Origin of the sequence: Kitasatospora sp. NBC_01287 (assembly GCF_026340565.1) — a bacterium.
In the GTDB taxonomy this organism is placed as follows: Bacteria; Actinomycetota; Actinomycetes; order Streptomycetales; family Streptomycetaceae; genus Kitasatospora.
In genome coordinates this window covers 7,314,810-7,339,602 of sequence record NZ_JAPEPB010000001.1, presented here as the reverse complement: position 1 = coordinate 7,339,602, position 24,793 = coordinate 7,314,810, and the positions used below count along the sequence as shown (strand labels likewise).

The window sequence follows — 24,793 nt, the reverse complement described above, 5'->3', positions numbered from 1 at the left end:
TGTCCTGTTCCGTGATTCCTGTGGTCACTTGCTCTGGCTGTGCGGGGTCTGCTGGAAACCCCGCAGCCGGGTGGTGAGATGCGCCGCCGCGCCCTCCATGAGGGTGTCGGAGATGGCCTCGACCGTGCGGTGGTGCCAATCGCGCAGACGGGTCCCGGCTACCGCCTGGTTGAACGCGCCCATGGCCGGCCCGCAGTGGACCAGATAGTCCACTCTGGAGTTGCGGTCGCCGGTCACCGCGAGCCGCAGTCCGCGGGCGAAGTACGCGCGGAACAGCGTGGCCAGCTCCGCCTTCGGGTCCAGGCCGGCCGCCGCGGGCGGGAGTTGCTCGCCGCCGAGGTAGCGGTCGACCACCTGGGTCCGGGTCCCCTGGTCGAGTCCGGCGAACGAGGCGTGCCGGTGCCAGAGATCATACAACCGGGAGGCGCGGGCGGGAAAGAACAGACCGCGCTTCAAATAGCGTGCCCGCACCCCGAGTTCGAACATCTCACCCCAGGGTGCGGTGTCCACGTCGTACTCGCGCGCCTCCTGCAGGAGGTCCTTCACCGCGTCGCTGGTGGCCGCCTCCACCGAGCACTGGTTGACCGAGCCGGTCAGCACGAAGTCGGCGCCGAGCAGGAAGGCCGCGGCGGCCGCCTCCGGACTGCCGATTCCACCGGCGCAGCCGATGTGCACCGGGTGGCCGGGCAGGGCGCTCCCGTCCCGGAGCCGGAGCACGGCAGGAAGGACGGTCAGCGCATCGGCCGTGCCGCTCAGCCACCCGCCGTCCCCCTCGACGCACAGGTCGTCGGCCATGGGGCGGGAGGCCGCCGCGGCGGCCTCCTCCCGCGTCACCGCCCCGGATTCGAGCAGCCGCGCGACCAGGCGCTGCGGGGGTGGCGCCAGGAACTCGGCGGCGGTGTCGCTCCTGGAGACCTTCGCCAGGATCCGGCCGCCCTTGAGCCGGAACCGGACCAGGTCCTCGGTGATCAGCGGGAACCCGGAGGCCTCGACCAGATCGACGCCGTACCTGAGCAGCAGGTCGACCAGGGCTGCCTCCTGCTCGGGTGCCCCGTGCCGGTGGAGGAAGTTGACACCGAAGGTGCCGCCCGGGCCCAGCTCCTCTGTGAGCGAGCGCAGTTGACGGTCCACCTCGTCCAGCGGGAGTCCGCCGGCCCCGAGGAATCCGAGCAGGCCCGCCTTCGCCGCCGAGCGCAGCAGCTTCTCGCCGGAGACGCCGCCGTACATCGAACCCACCAGGTAGGCACGCCGCAGCCCGTACCGTGCGCGGAAGGCCGGGGCGCCGAGCGCGTCGGCGTCGATCACCGGCGCACGGCGCTCAGCCCCTGGCACCGTGCGCCCGCCCGCCGCGGGCGCGGCCACGGGCGCCGGCTCGGCAGCTTCCGCCGGAGGCGCGCTCGGCGCGGGCGGCGCGAGCGGCGCGGCGGCCGCCTTGATGCGCGTGACCAGCTTGGTGAGCGCCTGGCCGGGGCCGAGCTCGACGAACTCGAAGTCGCCGTGCCCCATCAGCCTGCGCACGGTCTCGGTCCAGCGAACCGGCGAGGCGATCTGGGCCGCCAGGCGCTCCTTGAGCCGGCCGGGCGGGTACGGCATCGCGTCGACGTTGGACAGCACCGGGATCGTCGGCGGCCGCAGGGTGAATCCGTCGAGGAAGCGGGCGAACTCCTCGGCCGTGCCGCGCAGGTAGCGGGAGTGCAGCGGCGCGCTGACGTTGAGCCGGACCGTCCGGGCGCCGAGGGCCTCGAACGCGGCGCAGGCCGCGTCGATCCGCTCGGTCGGGCCGGAGACGACGAACTGGTCCGGGGCGTTGTGGTTGGCCAGGTCCAGGCCGGCGAGGCCGGGGGTCGCGAGCATGCGGGTGACGCTCTCCTCGTCGATCCCGATCACCGCGGCCATGGAGCCGCCGCCGGCCGCGGCGATCAGCTCACCGCGTCGCCGCACCAGCCGCAGGCCGGTCTCGAAGTCGAAGACCCCGGCCGCGAAGAGTGCCGCGTACTCGCCGAGGCTGTGCCCGACGAGGTAGTCGGGCGGCACCGCGTCCTGCGCGACACGGTCCAGATAGCTCAGCGCGCCCACCACGTACAGCGCGGGCTGGGTGAACTCGGTTCGGCCGAGCCGACGCTGCGGGTCGCGGACGCAGAGCTCCTCGATGGAGTAGCCGAGGACGTGGTCTGCCGTCGCGCTCTGCTCCGGGAACCTCTCGAACAGCCCCCTGCCCATCCCCCGCCGCTGCGAGCCCTGCCCCGGGAATCCGTAGACCTTCATACCGTCCGCCTTCCTCGGTGGCCTGCGGGCCGCCCGCTGCTGGGCCTTCGCGAACAGGGTGGTGTCCTTCTCGAACGGGCTGAGCAGCGGCAGCGACTCCGAACGCGTCCCCGCGGCGAGGTTGTTGCGCACGAAGTTGTGCAGGCTGCCGGAGGGGCCGAGATCGAGGTAGCAGAAGTCGCCCCGCTCGCGCAGCGCGGCCATGGCACGCTCGAACTCGATCGGGCGGCGGGCCACCCGGTAGAAGTGCTCCGCCGACGGGTGCCGCACCAACTCGCCGTCCACGCAGGACATCCAGGGGATGCGCGGCGCTGCCAGCGCCACGCCGTCGAAACCGGCCCGGCACTCCTGGAGCACCTGGTCGACCAGGTGGGAGTGGAAGCCGTACTCGACCGGCAGGCGCAGGTGCACCACATCGGCCGCGCGCAGCCCCCGCTCGGCTCGGGCCATGGCCTCCTCGGTGCCCGCGACCACGAAGTTGCCCGGGTAGTTGCGGGCCGCGATCTCGCACTCGCGCAGCGCGGGCACCAGGTCCAGCACCTCCCGGCCGGCCAGCACGGCGAGCATGCCCCCGCGCGGACCCGCGCTCAGCACCTCGGTCTGACGGACCAGCAACCGCAGGCAGTCGAACGGGTCGAGACTGCCCGCGACGACGGCCGCCGCGTACTCGCCGAGGCTGGAGCCGAGGACGTAGTCCGGCTCGATCCCCTCCGCACGCAGGGCCTCGGCGAGCGCGAGCTCGATCATCACGATCCCCGGGTGGGTGATCCGGGTGTCGATGAGGGGGTGGTTCCGCCGCTTGCCCGGGTCGAAGATCCGGGCCAGCACGGACTCGCCGAGTTCCCCGACGACCATCGCGTCATAGCGGCGCAGCGCCGTGCGGAACACCTCGTTGGTGTCGTAGAGCTCCTTGCCCATCCCGGAGTACTGCGAGCCCTGCCCGGAGAACATGAAGACCACGGGCAGGGACCCCGCCGGGGCGGGCTCCGGGGCGGACAGCGTCGTGTTCATCGGTAACTGTCCCAGAACAGGCCCGCGGGCCGAGTCGTGGGTGCGTCGGTCCCTCTGATGACGATCCTCCGGTTCAGCGCGGGTTCCGGCAGCGGTTCCCTGGTCGGGTCGGTGCCTCGGGGTGCGGGCGCGACCAGCAGGTGCGCGTTGGTGCCGCCGTCGGCGAAGCAGTTGATCGCGGCGAGGCCGGCGGTCCGCGGCCACGGCTGCGCCTCCCTGGGGAAGTACAGCGGCGAGGCGGCGAGATCGAAGTGCTCCAGCGGCTGCTGCCCGGAGCGGAACGGCACCTGCTCCCCGTGGGCCAGCATCAGGACCACCTTCACGAACGCGGCGATCCCCTCGGCGGCCAGCGGGTGGCCGATGTTCGGCTTGATCGAGCCCAGCGCCAGCGGCTGGGTGGAACCGGTCCGGTAGACCCCGGCCACCGCCTTGAGTTCGAGCAGGTCGGTGACGGTCGACCCGGAGCCGTTGGCCTCCAACCAGCCGACGTCCTGCGGGTGGTGGCCGCTGCGTGCCAGTGCCGTCGCCATCACCTCCTTCTGCGCCTGAAGGTTCGGCGTGGCCGGGCCCGCGGTCCGGCCGTCGTTGTTGATCGCGATGCCCTTGAGGACCGCGAGCACCCGGTCACCGTCGGCCTGCGCCCTGGCCAGCGGCTTGAGGAGAACGACACCCACGCCCTCGCCGAGGATCAGCCCGGCCGCCCGCCGGTCGAAGAGGTGGAAGTCGGCGCCCGGGTTGAGCAGTCCGCGTTGGCCGAACACCTGAAACGGCCGGTCGTTGCCGAGCAGGCTGACCCCGGCGACCACGGCCGACTCGATCTCACCGGCCCGCAGCGCCTGCGCGGCCATGTCCATCGCCACCAGGGCGGAGGAGCAGGCGGTGTCGACCACCAGGCTCGGGCCGCGGAAGTCGAAGAACTGCGAGACGTTGGCGGAGAGGTAGTTCTGGCCGGTGACCACCACCGGGTTCTTCGCCTGCGCCATGCGCGTCTCGTCCGGCAGGTGGGCGGTGCGGCCGCCGACGTACACCCCGATCCGGCGGCCCTTGAGCTCGGCGGGGCGGTACCCGGCGTGGTGCACCGCCCGGTGCACCTCCTCGAGCAGCAGCAGCGCCTGGGGGTCCATGGCCGCGACATCGGCCTCGGAGAGCAGGAACGACTCCGGGTCGAAGCGGAGCACGTCGTCCAGCAGCCCGGCGTGGTAGCGGTTCGGCCGACCGAACCGCTGCGCGGGGATGGGCCGCAGCGCCGTACGGCCCTGCCGCAGCAGCTCCCAGTACGCGCTCGCGGACGCGGCCTCGGGGAAGCGGCAGGACAGGCCGACCACCGCGATGTCACCGGTGGCACTGACCGGCTGCGACACGGGCGGCGCGGGGGCCGCGGGGGCCTCCGCCGCGGGGGCCTCCGCCACAGGCTCCGCGCCGACCGCCGCGGTCGCCCCGAAGGCGGTGAGCAGTTCCCCGGGGTGCTGCTCGGCGAGGTGGGCCGCGAACTCGTCGGCGGTCGGGTACTCGAAGAACGCCGAGGGGTCGACCGGCGCACCGAGCCGCCGGCCCACGCCCTGGACGAGCTGGGTGACCAGGATCGAATCGATGCCGTAGTCGTGGATCGGCACGTCACCGGTCAGATTGGCCCGGTCGAACCGCAGTTCCGTCGCCAGCTGGTCGAGCAGCCATGCGGCCGCCGCGGCGGCCGCGCTGCGGAGCGCCGCGGAAGTCTCCCCGGTCCCGGTCCCGGTCCCGGCGGTCGGGGCGGGGGCGGCAGGCGCCGGGGCAGCAGGGGCGGCGGCGGGGGCGGCAGGGGTGGTGTCCAGGCGACGGAGCGTCAACCGCTCCGGCCGCCAGTCGGCATCCCGGCGCGCCAGCGCCGGCAGGACCACCCGGGCACCGCTCGCCAGCGCCCGCTCCAACAGGGCCAGCCCCTGCTCGTCCGAGAGCGCGGCCAGCCCGGAGGCCTGGTAGGCGGCGCTGCGCGCCTCCCCCATGCCGGTGTCCTTCCAGCTCGGCCACTGCACACTGACCAGCGGCAGCCCGTACGGCCGGGCTTCGGCAACCGCGTCCAGGTAGGCGTTGGCCAGGGCGTAGTCGCTCTGGCCGACCGCGAGCGCGGGGACGGCGGCGGCGACCGAGGAGTACAGCACGAACAGGCTCAGCGGCTCGTCGCGGAAGCACTCCACGAGCGAGTCGAGACCGAAGACCTTCGGGCCGATCACCCGGGCGATGCCGTCCTGCGGCTTCCGCACGAACGCCGGGTTCTCGGTGTCGGTGAAACCGGCGCTGTGGACGACACCGCCGACCGGGCCCAGCCGCAGCCTGACCTCCGCCAGGGTCTTGGCCAGCGCCTCCTTCTCCTCCAGCGGCACGGCGAGGACCTCCAGCTCGACCCCCTGGTCCGCCAGCTCGGCCAGCGGGCGCAGCTTGCGGCCCAGCGCCGTGTCCGCGGCGATGTGCGCGGCCCAGTCCGCGCGGGGCGGCAGCTCCTCACGGCCGGTGAGGACGAGCTTGCGCACGCCGTGCCGGGCAACGAAGTGACGAGCCGTCAGCAGTCCGATCCCGCGCGTTCCGCCGGTCACCCAGAGCACGTGGCCGGCCGGGAAGCGCGGCGCGTTCGCCGGACCGTCCGGCAGCTCGCGCAGCTCGGCCCGGTGCCGGACGCCCCCGCGGTAGGCGATCTCGGCCGCCTCCCCCTCGGCGCCCAGTTCCTCGGCCACCCAGCGGCACAGCTGCTCGTCCGAGGCGTGCCGCTCGATGTCCAGATGGCCCGAACGCAGGTGGCGGTACTCGCTCTGGAGCATCCGGTACAGGCCCACCCGGGCCGCGCCGCCCAGGCCGACCGTCCCGTCGGCGCCCGACGCCGCGCCCCGGGAGACCAGCAGGGTGCGCAGCTCGCGCCGCCCCTGGTCGACCAGGTGCTGCAGCCAGCGCAGCCAGCCGGGCAGCAGGGAATGCGCCGGGTCGGCGCAGCCGGCCAGGTCGACCACGGCGTCGAAGCGGTCCCAGCGGGTGCCGGGGTCGGCGAGATCGGCGGCGAGCCGGTCGGTACCGAGCACCTCGGCGCCCGGCAGCAGGGCCGCGAGCCGGGCAGCCAGTGCCTCGGTGCCCGGAACCGCCAGAACGGCGGTCCGGCCGGGCAGCTCGGTGCGTCCGGTGGGCTCGGCGGGGAGCCAGTGCCTGGTCAGCAGCCGCCCGGCCCCGGCCCGGTCCCCCTCCAGGGCCGCCAGCTCGGCATCCGCCGCCGCCAACCAGACCCGCTCACCGTCGAAGGGATAGCCGGGCAGCGCCACCCGGTCCCGCCGGATGCCGGCGTGCAGCACGGACCAGTCCACTGCTCGGCCCGAGATCCAGGCCACGGCGTAGGCGGCGGGGCCGGCCGGCGGGGCCTCGCCCGCGACCGGTTTGCGCGGATCGACCCGCCCGGTCCAGCTGTCGGCCGGTGTCGCGCCGGCCGCGAACTCGTCCAGGCGCGCCGCCAGCTCCGGCAGATCGCGGAAGACCACCGCGAACCTGTGCGCCATCGCCTCGCGCCCCTGCTGCAGGGTCCAGGCGACCTGGTGCGGGGCCGCTGAGGCGCCCTCGGCGCGCAGGTGTGCCGCGAGGCGGCGCGCCTGCCGGAGCAGCCGGTCGCCGTCCCGGGCGGAGAGCACCGCCAGCTGCGGGCCTGCCGCGGCGGCCGGCGCCTGCGGTCGGCCGAGGAACTCCTGAAGGATGACGTGCGCGTTGGTGCCGCCGGCCCCGAAGGAGCTCACTCCTGCCGTGCGCGGCAGCACCGTCCCGTCGGCCCCGACGCGGCGCGGCCAGGGCGCCAGCTCGCGCTGAACCCGGAACGGGGTGGCCTCGAAGTCGATGTTCGGGTTGAGCCGGTCCGCGTGCAGCGAGGGGGCCAACTCACCGTGGCGCATCTGGAGCAGCACCTTGGTGATCGCCGCGACACCGGCCGCGGATTCGGCGTGTCCGATGTTGGCCTTGACCGAGCCGATCGGCAGCCGCTCCGGCAGGTCGCCCTGGAATGCCCGCAGCATGCCGGTGATCTCCACCGGGTCACCGAGTGCGGTGCCGGTGCCGTGCGCCTCGATGTAGTCCAGGTCGCCCGGGCGCATCCCGGCGCGGTCGAGTGCGGCCCGTACCAGGTCGCCCTGCGCCTTGGGGTTGGGCACGTTGAAACCCCGCCCCGTGCCACCGTGGTTGACCGCCGATGCCTTGACCACCGCCAGGATCCGGTCGCCGTCGGCGAGTGCCGCGTCGAGGCGCTTGAGCAGGACCGCGCCGGACCCCTCGGCCGGCACGTAGCCGGTGCCGCCCTCGCCGAAGCTGCGGCACCGTCCGTCCTCGGCGAGGAACCCGCGCCACGCCAGCTGCAGGTACTTCGCCGGGTGGCTGGTGATGTTGACCCCGCCGGCGACCGCGACGTCGCAGTCACCGTTGCGAATGGCCAGGCAGGCCTGGTGGATGGTGACCAGCGCGGAGGAGCACATCGCGTCCACACCCATGCTGGGCCCGGAGAAGTCGAAGAAGTACGACACCCGGTTGGCCACCGAGGCGAAGGACGAGTGCGGGGGCAGGCCCTCGCCGCGCAGTGCCTCCTGGACGCCGTACAGCTGGTACTGGCCGTACATCATGCCGACGAACACCCCGGTGCGGGAGCCCCGCAGCTGCTCGCGGGTGTAGCCGGCGTCCTCCAGGAGGTGCCAGGTGGTCTCCAGGAACACCCGTTCCTGGGGGTCCGTGTGCTCGGCCTCGATCTGCGACATCCGGAAGAACAGCGGATCGAAGCGGTCGGCGCCACGGACGAAACCGCCCCACTTGCCGTACGTTCGGCCGGCCGCCGACTTGTCCGGGTCATAGAACCTGGCGTGGTTCCACCGGTCGGCCGGCACCTCCTCGATGCTGTCCCGGCCGGCCCGCAGGTTGCGCCAGAACTCGTCCACGTCGTCGGCCTGCGGGTAGCGGCCTGCGACGCCGATGATCGCGATGTCGCCGCTGCCGGCGACAGGCCGCCGCACCGGTCCGACGGCAACGGGTTGGACTCCGGCGGACGCGGTCGCGACAGGCGCGGCCGGATCGTCCAGGGGTTCCGGATCGGCGGCTGGCTCGGCTCCGGGCTCGGCTCCGGGCTCGGCTCCGGTGAACGCGTCGGGGTACTCCGCGACCAGATGGTCCGCCAGCTCACTGACCGTCACATACTCGAACAGCAGCGTCTTCGACAGCGGGCCGAAGCGCTCCTCGAGCCGCCGGGTCACGCTCAGCGTGATCAGTGAATCCAAGCCGTAGTTGTCGAAGGACTCGGTGAGGGCGATCTCCTCCTCGGGGAACTTCAGTTCCTCCGCCATCAGCCGGAGCACCAGCAGCTCGGCCTGAGCACGCGCGTCCGGCCCGACCTGCGGTGCCGCGGCCTGCCGGGAGGCGGCCGGGCCGGCCGGTTCGGGCGCCCCCGCGTTGAGCGAGGCGAGGATCCGGACGGGGTCGCCCGGGGCGAGCAGCAGCCGCGGCGCGGTGCCGGCCAGCGCACGGTCCAGCGCCTCCAGCGCGGGTCGGGTGCGCAGCGGGCGGATGCCGAGCTCGCGGGTCATGTACTCGGTGCCGGCGGCGTCGGTCCGCATGGCGCCGTCGGCCCAGACCGGCCAGGCGGCGGCGAGGGTGCGGCCCCGCCGCGCCCCCTGGTGCCGCCGCTGCTCCCGTCGATCCGCGAAGTGGTCGAGGAAGGCGTTGGCGAAGGCGTAGTCGGTCTGGCCGACGTTGCCGAACGCCGCTGCCGCGGAGGACAGCGACACGAAGTAGTCCAGCGGGTCGTCCCGCGTCGCGTCGTCCAGAAGCACCGTCCCGCGCACCTTGGCGGACAGCACCGCCTCGGCGTCCGCCCGGTCCTTGCGGTGCAGCAGGCCGTCTCTGAGCACTCCTGCGGCGTGCAGCACGCCGCTCACCGACCCGTGCTCCCGGCGGGCCTCGGTGACCAGCGCGTGCACCGCCTGCGCGTCGGCGACATCGGCCCGCACCACACGGGCCCCGATGGCCTCGATCCGGGCCCGGGCCCCGGGAGCAGGAGCGGTCCTGGACACCAGCACGAGCCCGCCACCGGTGATCGCGGCAGCACGCCGAGCGGCGGCGATGTGCTCGGCGAGCAGCAGGCCGAGCGCGCCGGTGCCACCGGTGATCAGGTGGGCTCCCGCGCCGGTGAACACCGACTCGCCGGCGGCCGGCAGGCTCACCCGGCGCCATGCCCGGCGGCTCCTGCCCAGCTCGTCGGTCCGCACCTCGGGCTCGCCCTGAGCGCCGAGCTCGGCGATCACCGCGTCGGCGAGCGCGCCGCCCGCGACGGTCAGCACGGAGAAGTCGATCGCCGGGTGCTCCCTGCGCACCGACCGGGCGAAGGCGGCCATCGCCGGGTGGGCCGGCGAGTCGGCCGGATCGCGGTGCACGTAGAGGTAGCGCAGTGCGCCGCGCCGCTCCCGCTGCCAGGCCTGGAGGAAGGCCATGGCCGCGTGGAAGCCGTGCTCGACCGCGCTGCCGGGCTCGCTGTCCTCGCCGGCCAGGTGCACGACCTGGAAGGGGCCGGGCTCGCCGGCGCGGACCGCTGCCGCCCGCTCGAAGCCGGCGCCGGGTTCGATCCGCCGGGTGACCGCGCCCGCAGCCGTCAGGGCGGCGCTCACCTCGGCCCCGTGGGAGCCGGCGTCCAGGAGCAGGACCGTCCCGGCCGGCGCACGCCGGGCCGTGGGGGCCGGCTGCCAGATCGGTTCGAAGGCGGCCACCGCATCCCGCTCGGGCGCTGCCCGGCCGGGCACCGCCCGGAGCGTGAAGCCGTCGATCGCCACGACAACCTCGCCGGTCCCGTCCAGCAGTGCCACATCGAAGCAGAGCGTGCCGGGCGCGGCCGGCCGCGCCGAGGCAGTGGCGTAGGCGTACATCCGCTCCGGCAGTTCGGCGTACCGCCGGACCGAGGCGAGCGAGAACGGCAGGTACGGCACCGGGTCGATCAGGTCCTGCGCGCCGGGGGCGAGCCGGGCCGCCGTCTGCAGGGCCGCGTCGAGAAGCGACGGGTGGAACGCGTACTCGCCGGCGTCCGCCACCCGCACCGCGGGCAACCGAAGGGCCGCCAGCACCTCGCGCTCCCCGACGGCGAGTTCCTCGATCACCTGGAAGCTCGGACCGTAGTCGAAGCCGAGCCGGGAGAAGACCTCGTAGCACTCGGCACCGCTGTGCTCCTGCGAGCAGCGCGCGCGCACGCCCGCCACGTCGATCCGGGCGGGGCGCTCGTCGGCCGCGCCGAACAGCAGGGTCCCGTGGGCGTTCGGTGACGCGCCGCCTCCCTCGGTCCGTACCTCGAAGGACGCCCCGGTGCGGTCGCCGGTGAGCCGGACCGTCAGGCGGTGCTCGCCCCCGGCCGCGGGGAGCCGGACCGGGGCCGCCCACACCAGGCCGTCGACACCGCGGACCTGCTCCCCGAACGCCAGTTCACCGGCGAGCCGGGCCATCTCCAGGTAGGCGACCCCGGCCAGCACCAGCTCGCCACCGACGACGTGGTCACGCAGGAAGAACTCGCCCCCGGTGAGGGTCTTGGCAAAGGCCGGCACGCCGGCGGCGGAGACATCGGCATCCAGCAGGGTCGGGTGCAGCCGGGCGGGCGTCGGGGCCGGCGTCGGCGTCGGGGCCTGAATCGGGGCCGGGGCCGGCGTGACCCAGTGCCTGGTGCGGGCGAACGGGTAGCTGGGCAGGTGCACCCGGCGCCGCTCCGCACCCCGGTGCAGCGTCGGCCAGTCGACGTCGGCGCCGGCCAGCCACTCGTGCGCGATCTCGGTCAGGTCGTCCGTCGCGGTGGCCGCGCACGGGATCCGGCGCTGCTCGGCCTGCCCGGTGCGCACCGCCGACGGGCGGCCGGCGAGGTGCTCGGCCAGCTCGGTCCGCAACCGGGCGGTGCCGGCCGCCGGCACGGCGAGCCGATGACTCATCGGCTCGCGGCCCACCTGCAGGGTGTACGCGAGGTCACCCGGCGCCGGGTCCTGTTCCGCCAGATGGTCGGCGAGCCGCCCGGCGGCCTGCCGCAGTGCCTCGGGGGTACGCGCGGAGAGCACGAACAGCTGCTCTGCCGCGTCCTCGTCACGGGTGTCCGACATGGTCGGTTCCTCCAGTACGACATGCGCGTTGGCTCCGCCGAAGCCGAAGGAGCTGACTCCGGCCCGTCGTGGCAGATCGTTCCCGGCGGCATCGCGCGTCCGCGGCCAGGGCCGGGTGGTGGTGGCGACCTCGAACGGGCCGCCGTCGAGTTCCAGATACGGGTTCAGCTCTCGGACGTGCAGGCTGGCCGGGATGGTGGCGTGCCGCAGCGCCAGCACCGTCTTGAGCAGCCCGGCGATGCCCGCGGCGGCCTCCAGGTGGCCGATGTTCGTCTTGACGGACCCGATGGCGCAGCCGGGCGCGGCCTGCGTCCCGCGCTCCGCGCGCAGCCGCCGGAAGGCGGTGCTCAGCCCGGTGGTCTCGATCGGGTCGCCCAGCGCGGTGCCGGTGCCGTGCGCCTCGATGTATCCGACGCTCTCCGGCGGCACGTCGGCGGCACGGTAGGCCTCGACCAGCAGGTCTGCCTGGGCGTCCGGGTCGGGCGCGGTGAGCGAGGTGGTCCGGCCGCCGTGGTTGACCGCGGCCGCCCTGATCACCGCGTGCACGGCGTCACCGTCGCGGCGCGCCCTGTCGTCCGGCTTGAGCAGCACCACGCCGACGCCCTCGCCCCGGACGTAGCCGTCGGCCCGGCTGTCGAAGGCCTTGCAGCGGCCGTCGGGGCTGAGCATCTCGCCCTGGCTGAGCAGCTCGTGCACGCTCGGCGACAGGATGAGGTTGACCCCGCCCGCGATCGCCAGGTCGCAGGTGCCCTCGCGCAGTGCGGCGCACGCCTGGTGGAGGGCGACGAGCGAGCCGGAGCAGGCCGTGTCCACGGCCATGCTGGGGCCGCGCAGGTCAAGCAGGTAGGAGACCCGGTTCGGGACGATCGACAGCGCCGCGCCGGTGGCGCTGTGGGCCCCGGGCTCGCGCCCGGCGGCCCGCTGGACCTCCAGGTACTCGCTGTTCGCGACCCCGACGAACACCCCGACGCGCTTGCCGGCCAGTTCGGACGGGCGATAGCCGGCGTCCTCGATGGCCGACCACACCACTTCGAGCAGCAGCCGCTGCTGAGGGTCCATCAGTTCCGCCTCGCGCGGCGAGATCCCGAAGAACGCGGCGTCGAAGCGGTCCATGTCGGGGATGAAGCCGCCCCAGCGGGAGCGCGGCCGGTCCCGCCAGTCCCAGCGCTCCGCGGGGACCTCGCCCACCAGGTCGTCCCCGGCGGCCAGGTGGTCCCAGAACTCCTTCAGGTCGGCCGAGCCCGGCAGCCGACCGGCCATGCCGATGACCGCGACACCACCACCGCCACCGCGACCACCGCCACCGCGCTCCGGTTCGGCCTGGGCATGGGCCTGGGCCTCGGCGGGCCGTGGCACGGCAGCGGGCGTCGCCGCGACGGCGCCGAACCGGGCGGCCAGTTCGGCCGGGTGGTGCTCCCAGAGGTGCTGGGCCAGCGCGGACAGGTGACCCCGGCGGTAGAACAGCGTCGGGTAGACCTCGATGCCGTACGACTTGCGCAGTTCAGTGCTGAGTGCGGTGAAGCTCACCGAGTTCATGCCCACCTCGCCGAGCGGGGTGTGCGCACCGATGTCCTCGGGGGCCACCCCGGCCAGCCGGCCCACCATCTTGGCCAGTTCGGCGATCAGGGCCTCGTCGCGGCCGCCGGGCGCTGCGGGGCTGTCCTGCCGCCCGGCCGGGGACGCGCCGAAGCGGGCGCGGAGTTCGGCCGGCGGCAACGCGGCCAGGGTGGTCCGGTCGACCTTCTCGTTGAGCGTGTGCGGGAAGCCGGTCACCCGGAGCAGCACGTCCGGGATCATGTGCTCCGGCAGCCAGGCCGCCAGCTGCTCCCGGGTCGGGTCGGCGGCGCCGTCGGCGAGCAGGTAGCAGGCCAGCAGCGAGCGGTCCCCGCCGCCCTGGCCCCGGGCCACCACGACGGCCTCGCGAACGCCGTCCAGCCGGCGCAGGGTGGACTCGATCTCCTCCAACTCCACCCGGAAGCCGCGGACCTTCACCTGGGAGTCGATCCGGCCCAGGCAGGCGATGCGGCCGTCGGGCAGCCGGCGGGCCAGGTCGCCGGTCCGGTACATCCGCGCGTGGCGCCCGGTGGCGAACGGGTCGGGCAGGAACCGCTCGGCGGTCAGCTCGGGCCGTCCCAGGTATCCGTCGGCCACACCGTGGCCGCCGATGTACAGCTCACCGTCCACGCCGGTCGGTACGGGCCTGCGGGCGCTGTCGAGGACGTGGAGCACGGTGTTGGCGATCGGGTTGCCGATGGTCACCCGCTCGCCCCGGCGCAGCCGGCTCGCCGCCGACCAGATGGTGGTCTCCGTGGGGCCGTAGAGGTTCCAGACCTCGCCGTTGCCGGCGAGCAGCGCCTGCGCGGTGTCGCCGGCCAGGGCCTCGCCGCCGCAGAGGACCCTGAGCCCGGGGTTCCCCTGCCAGCCGGCGGCGAGCAGCATGCTCCAGGTCGCCGGGGTCGCCTGCATCACCGTGGCGGTGCTGCGCTCCACCGCCTCCCGCAGCCGCAGTCCGTCCTGGGCCGCCTCGGTCGGCAGGATCTCCACGGTGCCGCCGCTGATCAGCGGCAGGTAGAGCTCCAGACCGGAGATGTCGAAGCACACCGTGGTGAGCGCGAGGAGCGTGTCCCTGGGCCCGAAGCCGGGCTCGCGGGCCATCGACCAGAGGAAGTTGGTCAGCGCGCGGTGCGGGACCCGCACGCCCTTGGGCCGGCCGGTCGAGCCGGAGGTGTAGATCACGTACGCGGTGTCCGACGGCCCGGCGGGGCCCGGCGAGGGAGCGGCCGGCGGTTGCCGGTCCCGGTCCACGAGCAACCGGGCCACCGCACCGCCCCAGGCGGACTCGACGGCGGAGTGCGTGAGCATCAGGTGCAGCCCGGCGTCCTCGGCCATGTAGGCGAGTCTCTGCGGCGGGTACGCCGGGTCGAGCGGTACGTACGCGCCACCGGCTGCCTGCACGGCCAGCAGGGCCACCGGCAGGTCGGCGTCACGCGGCAGCAGGACGCCGACGGTCCGGCCCCGGCCGACGCCGGCGGCAGCCAGCCGGGCGGCGAGGCCTTCCACCCGCTCACGCAGCTGACCGTAGGTCAGTTCCGTTCCCTCGTACCTGACCGCCACCGCCGCGGGGCGGGCTTCGGCCTGGCTGCGCACCAGCTCCCAGACCAGCGTGTCGGCGGGGTAGTCCGTGTCGCCGGCCGGGGCGAGCAGCGCGCGCTCGCCTTCGGTCAGCAGCTCCAGGTCGCCGACCGCTGTCCGGGGAGCGCCGACGGCGGCGGTGAGCAGCGTGACGAAGTGCTCGCCGAAGCGCTCGACCGTGGCGGCGTCGAGGAGGTCGGGGTTGTACTTGAGGGTGTAGCGGCAGCCTTCGGGCTCGTCGACCAGGTCGAGGGTCAGGTCGAACTCGCCCTCCTGGTGCACGCCCTCGACCCGGCCCCGCACCACGCCGTCGTCGCGCAGGTCGCGCGCCCAGTTGTGGAAGTAGAAGGCGACGTTGAAGAGCGCGCCCGAGGCGGCGGGGGTCTGCCGCCGCAGCTCCTCGGCGAGGGTGATCAGCGGGTAGGCGCCGTGCTCCAGCGCGCCCAGGACCATCCGGTGGACGCGGCCGAGCAGCTCGCGGAAGGCCTCCTGGCCGTCCACCCGCTCGGCCAGCACGACCATGTTCATGAAGTAGCCGAGCACGTCGTCGTAGCCCTCGGCCGGACGGCTCGCCGTGGGTGTGCCGACGGTGATGTCGGCCTGGTCGCTGTAGCGGTGCAGCACGGCGAAGTAGCCCGCCAGCAGGACACTGCTCAGCGAGGTGCGCGCCGCGGCGGCGAGCGCCCGGGCCTGGTCCGTCACCGCCGCCGGGACGCGTCCCGCCACGCTCGCTCCGCGGAAGGTCGGCACCGGCGGGCGAGGCCGGTCGAGCGGCAGCGCGGTGACGGTCTGCCGGTCGCGCAGCCGCTCGACCCAGTACGCGCGCAGGCGCTCCGCCTGCGGCCCGGCGAGCAGGTCGCGCTGCCAGGCCGTGAAGTCACCGAAGGTGCGGGCGGGCCGGTCGGTCGGCAGCGGGCGGCCCGCCCGGAGCTCGCGGTAGCCGCGGTCCACCTCGGCCAGCAGCAGCGGAATGGACAGGCCGTCGAGCACCAGGTGGTGCACGTTCAGGTGCAGGGCCTGGCCGCCGTCGCCGAGGGTGTACAGCGTCGCGCGCAGCAGCGGGCCCCCGGCCAGGTCGAACGGCTCCCTCATGTCGGCGTGGATCCGCTCGCGCAGGTCGCTCTCCGAGACGGAGGTCAGAAAGACCTGCTGGAAGGGCAGCTCCGGTTCGGCCGCGATCCGGATGAACGGCCCGTCCTCGGCCGTCCGGACGGTCGCGCGGAGTTCCTCGTGCCGGTCGAGCAGGTCCTGCAGGACCACCCGCAGGGTGAGCACGTCGACGTCGCGGTCCAGCCAGAAGGCGAGCGGCAGGTTGTAGGCGTGGTTCCCGGGCGCGATCTGCTCGATCACCCACAGCGCACGCTGCCCCTGGGACATCGGATGGGCGGCCTGGTCCACGTCCCGGCGCGGCCGCAGGACCAGGGCCGCCTCCGGGGGAACCGGAGCCGCGCCGGACGCGGCGGCGGGGGTGGCGGCGGGGACCGTAGCGACGGGGGCGACGGGCGCGGGCAGCAGCGGCGCGGGCGCTGCGGGCACCAGCGGCGCGGGCGCCGCGGCCTTGGGCGCCACTGCGTCGGCCAGCCAGCGGGCGGCCAGATACTCCGTCAGCTCACGCAGCGTCGGACGCGCGAAGAACTCGTCAAGCGGCACGGCGACACCGAAGGCATCACCCACCACCGACACGATCTTCATCCCGCTCAGCGAGTCGAACCCGTAGTCCGCCAGCGGACGGTCAGGATCGATCCGCTCATCCAGCTTCAGGACCCGCTCCACCAGCTCCCGCAGCCGCTCTCCCACCGCTTCGTCCCCTCCCGGCCGCACGGCAGCGCTCACCGTCCCACCGGCGGCAGCGGCGGCCGGCACCGCGGTCTGCGCCGCGCCGCCGTTCGCCGCGACCAGGACGTGCTGCCCGAGTTCGCCCGGCCCGGCGCCGAGTACCGCCACCTCCGTGTAGCCCTCCTCCTGGAGCAGCCTGGTCCAGCTCTCCGGCGCGGCCAGCGGCGACCGCGGGATGCGCACCTCGCCGTCCTCGAAGGCCCACCAGCCCTCCATCACCCCGCCGCCGAGGGTCAGGTACGGCCGGATGGCGGTCAGCTCGTTGAGCACCAGCAGGCCGCCGGGCCTGAGCAGCGTCCTGAGCCTGCGCAGCGTGACCCTCAGGTTCCTGGTGGCGTGCACCACGTTGGTGCCGAGCACCACGTCCGCCGAACCCGGTGCGAAGTCCTGCTCGGACAGTTCGCGCTCCAGGTTGAGCAACTGGAACCGGACGAACGGGTGTTCCGCGGCGAACCGCTCGCGGCCGTGGTCCAGGAAGCGCGGCGAGACGTCGGTGAAGGTGAAGCCGACGCGGCCCGGCCGGTCGGCCAGTACCGGGAGCACCCACTCGCTGGTGGCGCCGGTCCCGGCGCCGACCTCCACCAGTTGGATCGTCTCGTCCCGTGCCGCCCGGGGCAGCCGGACGTCCAGGTAGCGGCGGACGGTGTCCGCCACCAGCTGGTTGAAGTGGTCGGTGAGCGGATTGCCCCGGTAGAGGTTCCGCACCAGCTCCATCGAGGAGTCGGGAAACATGACCTCGGTCCCGATCACCTCGCCGCGCAGCAACTGCGGGTACAGCCGCAGGAACTCCCGGTTGAGGGTGACCGTGGGCTCCACCTCCGGGTACGCGGTCGCGACCCGGTCGAACTCGGCCTCCCACTGGTCCACCGCCGGGTCCGCGGCCGCACCGACGGTGACCAGGTCGCCGTCGCGGGTCAGGTACCCGGCTCCGGCCAGCAGGTCGAGAAGCGCATCGTGCAGCCGCTGGAACTTGTCCCGGATGCGCAGGCTGCCGCGCATCGCCTCACCGCGGAACTGCTCGCCCGGGCGCTGGAAGACGCCCATCCGCCGGTACACGCCGAGCAGCCCGGACACCGAGGCCGTGTCCAGCGCCTGGTACCCGGCGAGCACCCGGGCGACGGCGGGGTCGATGCCCGCCCCGCCCCGCGGGTGGGGGGCCGTGACCGCCGGTGCCCGCTCACCGGCCGACGGCTCGGGGATCCACAGGCTCTTGCGGGCGAACGGGTAGCCCGGCAGCTCGATCCTGCGAGCGGCCGAGGGGGTGATCCGGGGCCAGTCGACCTCGGCGCCGGCCAGCCAGTGCCGGGCCACCGCCGTCAGGTCGCGCCGCGTCAGCGCCCGCTCCAGGGCGACGACCGCGTCCCCGGTGGGCCGCACCGCGATCCGGTCGAGGTGGCCGGTGCCGACCCGGTCGTCGGCGCCGCCCGCCGCGTACGTCTCCAGCAGCTGTGCGGCCTCGGGCACCGAGGCGGCGGACAGGGCCAGGCGGAACTCGTACGCGGTGCGACCCGACTGCAGCGTGTGGGCGACGTCGGCGAGCCGTGCCGACCGCTGGTCGCTCCGGTCCACGCCACGGGGCCGGATGCCGGCCACCGCCTCGGCCACCGCACCGATGGTCTCGGCGGCCAGGGCGGCCGGCGGCAGCTCCGTGCCCAACTCCCCGGCCAGCCGCGAGTGGAAGTGGGAGCGTTCGGCGATGCCGAACCCGCAGTCGACGAGATCGGTCGCGAGTTCCAGGGACTGCGGCGCGACACCGGCCAGCTCGGCGGCCAGCCGCAGGCACCGGAGCCGGGCATCCGTCAGCGCTTCCGCCGCCGCCGCATGCCGCGGGGTGCCCCGGCGCAGGAAGGCCGCCAGATCCGCCGCGTAGGCGCGAAGCCGCTCCTCGGTCCTGGCGGAGAGCACCAGCAGCTGCTCCCCGACGGGCTCGGCCGGCTCCGGCGCACCGCCCTGCGGGTACTCCTCCATGACCACGCAGGCGTTGGCGCCACCCGCGCCGAACGAGCTGACCACCGCGCGCCGCGGCAGTTCGCCCTCGGGCCGCGACTGTCGCGTCCAGGGCTGGAGCGTCTGCTGGATCTCGAAGGGCGTGCCGGTGAAGTCGATCTCCGGGTTGCGCTCTGCCGAGTGCAGCGACGGCGCCAGCATCCCGTGCCGGAACTGCAGCAGCACCTTGGTCAGGCCCGCGATGCCGGCCGCCGACTCGAGGTGGCCGATGTTGGTCTTGACCGAGCCGACCGCGACGGGTGGCCGCTGGACGCGGCGTGCCGGATCGCTCGCCTCGCCGAAGGCCCTGGCCAGGCCCGCGATCTCGATCGGGTCGCCGAGCAGGGTACCCGTGCCGTGCGCCTCGACGTAGCCGACGGTGTCCGCCCCGACCCCCGCGCGGCCCAGCGCCGCCTGGATCACCCCGCTCTGCGAAGCCGAGCTCGGCACGGTGTAACCGCCGTTGTTGCCACCAGAGTTGATCGCCGATCCGCGGATCACGCCGAGGATCCGGTCCCCGTCGGCGACAGCCGCCGCCAGCGGCTTGAGCAGCACCGCGCCCACGCCCTCGCCGTCGACGAAGCCGTCGGCGCCCGCGCCGAAGGCCTTGAGCCGGTCGTCGTGTGCCAGCATCCCCGCCTGGGCCAGGCCGCGCAGGTGCTTCGGGTGCAGGATCAGGTTCACTCCGCCCGCGATCGCGGCGGCGCACTCACCGGCCCGGATGCTCTGGCAGGCCAGGTGGATCGCGGTCAGCGAGCTGGAGCAGGCGGTGTCCACCGCCAGGCTCGGCCCGGTGAAGTCGAAGAAGTGGGACACCCGGTTGGCGACCGACCAGTGGTGCGAGTGGGCGTCGGTCGGAACGCCGGACGCGTTCGCCGCGCCGCCCATCCACTCGTAATCGTTGCTCATCACACCGACGAACACACCGACCGGGCCCTGGGCGGCGAGGACGGCCGCCGGACGGCCGGCGTCATCCAGGGTCGCCGCCGCGGTCTGCAGGAACAGCCGTTCCTGGGGGTCCATCGCCTCGGCTTCCGCGGGCGAGATGTGGAAGAAGAGTGGGTCGAACTTGTCGACGTCCTCGATGAAACCGGCCCACTTGCTGTAGGAACCGCGGATCCCGGCCGGGTCGTAGTGCGCGTCGGCGTCCCACCGCTCAGCGGGCACCTCCCGGATGCAGTGCCGGCCGCCGGCCAGGTTGTCCCACAGCTCGCCGACGGTGGGAGCGAGCGGATAGCGCCCGGCCACGCCGATGACCGCGATCCGATCGTCCCCACTCGGCCCGGCCTCGGCAACGGCCTGCGGCGCGACGGACGCCGACTCGTCACCGGACAGCTTGCCGGTGAGGAAGTCCGCCACCGCCCTCGGTGTGCGGTGGTCGAAGACCAGCGTCGCCGGCAGCCGCAGCCTGGTGCGCGCGCTGAGCTTGTTGCGCAGTTCGAGCGCGGTCAGCGAGGTGAACCCGAGGCGCTGGAACTCGGCGTCGGGGTCGAGGTCGCCGGCCGAGTCGTGCCTGAGCGCCGCGGCCACCTCCCGGAGCACCAGCTCGCCGATCACACGCTCGCGCTCCACCGACGGGATCGCGCGCAGCTCGGAGCCCTCGCCGTTGGCGGGCGCGACAGCGGTGGCGGGGCCGGCGGCCGGCATCCCGGGCCGTTGACCGCGCACCGGGGCCAGCTGACGGAGCATCGGCGAGGCCGCACCCGCCGCGAGGTCGAGTCGGACAGGGAGCAGGTGGGCCCGGTCCGCGCCGAGGGCGGCGTCGAGAAGCGCCAGGCCCTGCTCGGTGGCCAGCGGACGCACACCGGCGTCGGTCAACCGTGCCAGATCGGCCCCGCCGAGCCGGCCGGTCAGGGCGCTGCGCTCGGCCCAGAGGCCCCAACCGAGCGACAGCGCCGGCAGACCGAGGCCGCGACGGTGCTGCGCCAGCGCGTCGAGGAAGGCGTTGGCGGCGGCGTAGTTGCCCTGTCCCGCGGTGCCCAGCGTCGCGGCCACCGAGGAGAACAGGACGAAGGCCGCCAACTCCAGGTCACGGGTCAGCTCGTGCAGGTGCCAGGCGCCGTCAGCCTTCGCCGCCAGCACGGTCCGCAGCCGCTGCGGCGTCAGGGAGCCGATCACCCCGTCGTCCAGCGCTCCGGCGGCGTGCACGACGGCACGCAGCGGGCGGTCGTGCGGGATCGCCGCCAGCAGCTCGGCCAGCGCGTCGCGGTCGCTGACGTCGCAGACCGCCGAGGTCGCCGTCGCACCCAGTGCGGTCAGCTCGCCGGCGAGCGCCGGCGATCCCTGGCGGCTGACCAGCAGCAGGTCGCGGACCCCGTGCGCGGTCACCAGGTGGCGTGCCACCAGTGCGCCGAGGGTGCCCGACGCCCCGGTGAGGAGCACCGTGCCGTCAGTGGGGAAGCCGGGCGCGGCAGGTGCCGCGGGCAGTTCCGCGCGCACCAGCCTGGGCACCCGGGTCCCGCCCTCGCGCACCAGGACCTGGGGCTCACCGCAGGCCAGCACCGCCGGCAGCAAGCGCGGCAGGTCGTCCGGGTCGTCGGTGTCGACCAGCACGATCCGGTCCGGGTGCTCCGTCTGGGCCGACCGCACCAGGCCCCACACCGCGGCCGCGGCCGGATCCACCTGCGCTCCGACGGGAACGGCCTGATGCGTCGCCACCACCAGGCGCGAGTCACCGGTCCCCGCCTCGGCGAGCCATTCCTGCAGCTTCCCGAGCACTTCGGCCGTCACCGCCTCGGCCCTGGCGGGCGGTTCGCCATCGGCGGACGGGCAGCGCAGCAGCGTGGGGGCCACGGTCCCGGGCGCGGCGGACTCGGGCGCGGCGGACTCGGGCGCGGCGGACTCGGGCGCGGCGGACTCGGGCGCGGCGGACTCGGCACGTGCGGGAACCCACCGCAGTTCGAACAGCGCGCCGTCGGCCGTGGTGCCGAGAAGCGCGGCGCCCAGCGGACGCAGCGTCAGGGAGCCGATCGACAGCAGGCCGTGGCCGGTGCCGTCGGCGATCCGCACGGCTACCGAGCCGTCCTGGAGCGGGGTGATCCGCGCCCGCAGGCCGGCCACCTGCGCCGCCGCGTCCGGATCCAGCCAGCGCACCTCGCTCCAGGAGAACGGCAGCGCGGGCCCGGTCGTCACGTCCAGCGCGTGCAGGGCCGCGTCGAGCAGCGCGGGGCGGACCGGCACGGGCAGGGAGACCTCGGCGAAGAGCTCGCCGCCGTGCCGCCACAGTGCCCGCAGGCCCTGGAAGCCGGGCCCGTACTCCAGGCCCCGCGCGGTCCGGTCCTCGTACCAGGAGGCCAGGTCCACCGCCTCGGCGCCCGGCGGCGGCCACGCCGCCAGGTCCTGTCCGGCCGCGTCCGGGGCTGGGCGCCCGGCCAGGTCGACGAGCGCCCCGGTCGCGTGCAGCCGCCAGTCGGCCTCCGGGGCGCGGGCGTGCAGCCGCAGCGCCCGGTAGCCGCGGTCGTCGGCCGGGTCCACCAGCAGCTGGATCTCGACCTCGCCCTGCTCGGGCACCACCACGGGCGCCTGCAGGGTGAGCTCGTCCACCGCGTCCCCGGCCTGCAGCGCCATCTCCAGCAACGCGGTCCCCGGTACCACGACCCTGCCGCGCACCCGGTGGTCGGCCAGCCACGGATGCGTCCGCAGCGACAGCCGGCCGGTCAGGACCGTCTGCCCGTCTCCCACCAGCTCGACGGCGGCGCCCAGCAGCGGCCGCTGGATCCGGAGCCAGTAGGGCCTCGACCGGAAGGCGTAGGTGGGCAGCTCCACCGCACGGGCGCCGGTGCCCGCGAAGAGCTGCGGCCAGTCCACCCGGACACCGCGGACGTGCAACTCGGCCGCGGAGAACAGGAACTCCCGCCTCGCGTCCTTGTTGCGGCGCAGCGAGCCGACCACCACGACGGACCGGTCCGCGGCCTCGGCGGCCTCCTCGATGCCGACCCGCAGCACGGGGTGGGCGCTGCACTCGACGAAGACCCGGTGTCCCTCGGCCAGCAGGCCGTTGATCACGGACTCGAAGCGGACGGTGTTGCGCAGGTTCCGGTACCAGTAGTCGCCGTCGAGCCCGGCGGTGTCCAGGACCTCGCCGGTGAGCGTCGAGTGGAAGGGCACCGAGCCGGAGCGCGGGCTGATCTCGGCCAGGTCGTGCAGGATCCGCTCGCGGATCCGCTCGACGGACGCCGAGTGCGAGGCGTAGTCCACCGGGATGCGCCGGGCACCGATCGCCGCGCCCTCGCAGTACGCCAGCAACTCGTCCAGCGCGGCGGTCTCGCCGGAGAGCACGGTCGAGTGCGGTCCGTTGAGGGCGGCGACCGAGATCCGTCCGTCCCACGTCTCCAGCAGGGTGCGGGCCCGGTCCGCCGGCAGGGCCAGGGCGACCATGCCGCCCTGGCCGGCGATCTCCAGCAGCGCCTGCGAGCGCAGGGCCACCACCCGGGCACCGTCCTCCAGCGACAGCCCGCCGACCGCGCAGGCGGCGGCGATCTCGCCCTGGGAGTGGCCCACCACGGCGGAGGGCTCCAGGCCGAGCGAACGCCACACCTCGGCCAGCGACACCATGACCGCCCAGAGCGCGGGCTGCACCACGTCCACCCGCGTCAGCGCCGCCTCATCGTCCAGGACCGCCCGCAGCGACCAGTCGACCAGGCCGCTCAGCGCCCGCTCGCACTCCTCCAGCCGCGCGGCGAAGACCGGGGAGGACTCGCGCAGGCCGCGGGCCATGCCGGCCCACTGCGAACCCTGGCCGGGGAAGACCCATACCACGCCGGATTCGGCGGCGACAGCGCCCTCCACCACCTGCGGCGACGGCTCACCCGCCGCCAGGGCGGCCAGCCCTTCCAGTAGTTCGGCCCGGTCGCCGGCGACGACCGCGCCGCGGTGCTCCAGCGCCGATCGGGTGGTCACCGTGGCGAAGCCGATGTCCACCGGACGCAGCTCGGCATCGGACTCCACCCACTCCAGCAGCCGCGCCGCCTGGGTCCGCAGCGCCTCCTCGGACGCGCCCGACAGCACCACCGGCACCACGGACCCGGCCCTCGCGTCGGGAGCGTCGGGCTCGACAGGCTCGACGGGCACGTCGGGCTCAACCGGGTCGGCCTGCTCCAGGATCACGTGCGCGTTGGTGCCACTGGCCCCGAACGCCGAGACGCCGGCCCGGCGCGGCCGCTCCAGGCGCGGCCACACCCGCTGCTCCGTCAGCAGCTCCACCGCCCCCGCCGACCAGTCCACATGACGCGACGGCTCATCGACATGCAACGTCCGCGGCAGCACACCGTGCCCCATCGCCATCACCATCTTGATCACACCCGCGACACCCGCCGCCGCCTGCGCATGACCGATGTTCGACTTCAACGACCCCAACCAGAGCGGCTCCACCCGATCCCGCCCGTAGGTCGCCAGCAGAGCCCGCGCCTCGATCGGATCACCCAGAGTGGTCCCCGTGCCATGCGCCTCCACCACATCCACCTCCGCCCCGGACAGACCGGCCGACGCGAGCGCCTCACGGATGACCCGCTCCTGCGAAGGACCGTTCGGAGCCGTCAGACCGCTGGAGGCGCCGTCCTGGTTGATCGCCGAACCCCGCACCACGGCCAGCACCCGGTGCCCGCTGCGCCGCGCGTCCGACAGCCGCTCCAGCACCAGCACACCCACCCCCTCGGACCATCCCGTGCCGTCGGCCGCGTCCGAGAACGCCTTGCACCGGCCATCGGGCGACACCGCGCGCTGGCGGGAGAACTCCACGAAGGTCGTCGGCGTGGACATCACCGCCACCCCACCGGCCAGCGCCAGCGAGCACTCCCCCGAACGCAGCGACTGCGCCGCCAGATGCAGCGACACCAGCGAGGACGAACACGCCGTGTCCACCGTCACCGCGGGACCCTCGAACCCGAAGGTGTAGGCGATGCGACCCGACGCCACACTCGGCAGGCTGCCGATCAGCAACTGCCCTTCGTAGCCGCCCGTGTCCTGCCCCAGCCGCGACGCGTAGTCGCTGTACATCACGCCGGCGAAGACTCCGGTGCGGCTGCCGCGCAGCGCGGAGGGGGCGATGCCCGCACGCTCCAGCGCCTCCCAGGACGTCTGGAGCAGCAGCCGCTGCTGCGGATCGGTCGCCGCCGCCTCCCGCGGCGACATCCCGAAGAACCCCGCGTCGAACTCCGCCGCGTCGTGCAGGAACCCGCCGTGGCGCGTGTAGCTCGTGCCACTGCGGTCCGGGTCGGGGTCGTACAGTCCTTCGAGATCCCAGCCGCGATTCGTCGGGAACCCGGACACCGCGTCCACGCCGTCGACCGCCAGCCGGAACAGCTCCTCGGGCGAGGACACGCCACCGGGATAGCGGCAGGCCATGCCCACGATCGCGATCGGCTCCTGAGTCGCCGACTGCGCCTCCGCCAGCTTGCGGCGGGTCTGACGCAGCTCGCCGGTGACGCGCTTCAGGTAGTCGAGCACCTTCTCGTCGCTCATGC

General features: G+C 74.4%; 2 protein-coding genes. Both read right to left on the bottom strand.

All coding sequences use genetic code 11. From position 1 onward, the window contains the following. Positions 1–24: 24 nt before the first annotated feature. Positions 25–3,276 (bottom strand): ACP S-malonyltransferase, encoded by a 3,252-nt coding sequence (gene fabD / locus OG455_RS32025; RefSeq protein ID WP_266299743.1) that lies wholly within the window; start codon positions 3,274–3,276, stop codon positions 25–27. Beyond that, the gene (locus OG455_RS32020) at positions 3,273–24,791 is read right to left on the bottom strand and encodes a non-ribosomal peptide synthetase/type I polyketide synthase (RefSeq protein ID WP_266299741.1); all 21,519 of its coding nucleotides are present in this window, start codon (positions 24,789–24,791) and stop codon (positions 3,273–3,275) included. The genes fabD and OG455_RS32020 overlap by 4 nt, the downstream gene beginning before the upstream one ends. Positions 24,792–24,793 lie beyond the last annotated feature (2 nt).